We start from the raw sequence: 2,424 nt of genomic DNA on the forward strand, positions 1-2,424 counted from the left end.
TACCCAGTCAGGACGAGCACCCGGACGGTCAACCTTGTTGATGACCACGATCGGCTTCAGACCCTGAGCGAACGCCTTCTGGGTCACGAAACGGGTTTGCGGCATCGGGCCGTCTACGGCGTCAACCAGCAGCAGCACGGAGTCAACCATGGACAGTACGCGCTCTACTTCACCACCGAAGTCGGCGTGACCCGGGGTATCAACGATGTTGATGCGGTAGTCATTCCAGCGGATCGCAGTGTTCTTGGCGAGAATGGTGATGCCACGTTCCCGTTCCAGATCATTGGAGTCCATGATCCGTTCCTGGCCTTCCGTGGAGCGGTCCAGGGTGCCGGACTGCTGCAGCAGCTTATCAACCAGAGTCGTTTTGCCGTGGTCAACGTGCGCAATAATCGCAATATTGCGTAAATTCTCTAACATTCTCGCCTCAATCACCGGGTAAAATTGGGCGCTAATTGTACTCTTGCCTTTGTGATCTGCCTAGCAGAATTGCAGTACATTCGCGCATAACAACAGATCTGGATCATAGACCTCTCTGACAAACCCTGCTTAGATGGGCGGTGACCGTATTTCGCGCACCATTACAGTGCACCAAAACGATCCACCATCGCACTAAATTGATGCAACGCGAGTCGAGATCGCCTGATTTTGGGGAGCCTCTTCAGCGAGATTGCCCTGAAATCAAGCTGTCACAAACTTGGCACGATACTGGCTTATGTGAATACGACGACGCATTCACCCAGAGAGTTTTAACACCGGAGGTTACTTAGCATGTCAGCCCAGAACGTTTTGGCCCTGATCCAGGAACACGAAGTCAAGTTTGTTGATCTGCGCTTTACCGACACCAAGGGTAAAGAGCAGCATGTATCCATCCCTGCTCACCAGGTTGATGAAGATTTCTTCGAAGACGGCAAGATGTTCGATGGTTCCTCCATCGGCGGCTGGAAGGGCATCAACGAATCCGACATGGTACTGATGCCGGACGCAGCCTCCGCCAAGCTGGACCCGTTCACCGAAGAGACCACCCTGAACATCGTTTGTGACGTACTGGAGCCTGCCACCATGCAGGGCTACGATCGCGATCCGCGCTCCATCGCCAAACGTGCAGAAGATTTCCTGAAGTCCAGCGGCATCGCTGACACCGTGCTGTTCGGGCCGGAGCCGGAATTCTTCATGTTCGACAACATCACCTTCTCCAACACCATGGGCCACAGCTTCGTGAAAATCGAATCTGAAGAAGCCGCATGGAACTCCGGCACTGCCTATGAGCATGGCAACAAGGGGCACCGTCCGTTCGTGAAAGGCGGTTACTTCCCGGTTGCACCGGTCGACTCCTCCCAGGATATCCGCGCCGCCATGTGTCTGGTGCTGGAAGAGATGGGCCAGGTCGTTGAAGCTCACCACCACGAAGTGGCCACTGCCGGTCAGAACGAAATCGCTACCCGCTTCAACACTCTTACGCTGAAAGCTGACGAAGTGCAGGTACTGAAGTACGTGATCCACAACGTGGCCCACGCCTACAACAAGACCGTTACCTTCATGCCGAAACCCATGTTCGGTGACAACGGCTCCGGCATGCACTGCCACCAGTCTCTGGCCAAGAACGGCGTCAACCTGTTCGCCGGCGACCTGTATGGCGGCCTGTCCGAGATGGCGCTGCACTACATCGGCGGTATCATCAAGCACGCCAAGGCCATCAACGCCTTCGCCAACCCGACCACCAACTCCTACAAGCGTCTGGTTCCGGGTTATGAAGCACCGGTCATGCTGGCTTACTCTGCCCGCAACCGCTCTGCCTCCATCCGTATCCCGGTGGTACCGAGCCCGAAAGCACGTCGTATCGAAGTGCGCTTCCCGGATCCGGCTGCCAACCCGTACCTGGCCTTCGCAGCCCAGCTGATGGCAGGTCTGGACGGTATCATCAACAAGATCCATCCTGGCGATGCCATGGACAAGAACTTGTATGACCTGCCGCCGGAAGAAGCCGCAGAAGTACCGACCGTTGCCGGTTCTCTGGACGAAGCGCTGGCTGCTCTGGATAGCGATCGCGAGTTCCTGACCCGTGGTGGCGTGTTCAGCGATGACTTCATCAACTCCTATCTGGAACTGAAACAGCAGGATGTTGACCGTGTGCGCATGACTCCGCACCCGCTGGAGTTCGAACTGTACTACTCCGTCTAAGCCAGAACAGGCTGCCCATTTAAATCCGGCCAGCTTGCTTAATCGTGACAAAACCCGCCATCTGGCGGGTTTTTTCTCTGATAGGATTAAGCAAAATACCGTCAAGGAGAGATGGATGAACAACAAGCATGGCATAGGGGTACTCAGCCTCCTGTTGCTGACCTCGTTCGGTGCGGAAGCGGCCAAGGTCTACTCCTGGGTCGATGGCAATGGCATCACCCACTACTCGGATGCGCCCCCCCC

The 2,424-nt window shown here is 55.8% G+C and carries 3 protein-coding genes; 2 read left to right on the forward strand and 1 reads right to left on the reverse strand.

The annotated features are described in order from the left end of the window. Positions 1-420 (reverse strand): GTP-binding protein (locus tag AACS18_RS02815; protein WP_146184841.1); only part of this gene is annotated, 420 nt, incomplete at its 3' end. A gap of 351 nt (positions 421-771) precedes the next feature. Between AACS18_RS02815 and glnA the strand changes: the two genes are divergently transcribed. Further along, positions 772-2,181, forward strand: coding sequence for a glutamate--ammonia ligase (gene glnA, locus AACS18_RS02820; protein ID WP_042062421.1), 1,410 nt, complete (start codon positions 772-774; stop codon positions 2,179-2,181). Between the two features lie 115 nt (positions 2,182-2,296). Continuing rightward, on the forward strand, positions 2,297-2,424 hold a 128-nt coding region (locus AACS18_RS02825; RefSeq protein ID WP_146184842.1), incomplete at its 3' end, for a DUF4124 domain-containing protein.

Source organism: Aeromonas sp. HMWF015, assembly GCF_963878965.1.
In the GTDB taxonomy this organism is placed as follows: domain Bacteria; phylum Pseudomonadota; class Gammaproteobacteria; order Enterobacterales; family Aeromonadaceae; genus Aeromonas; species Aeromonas veronii.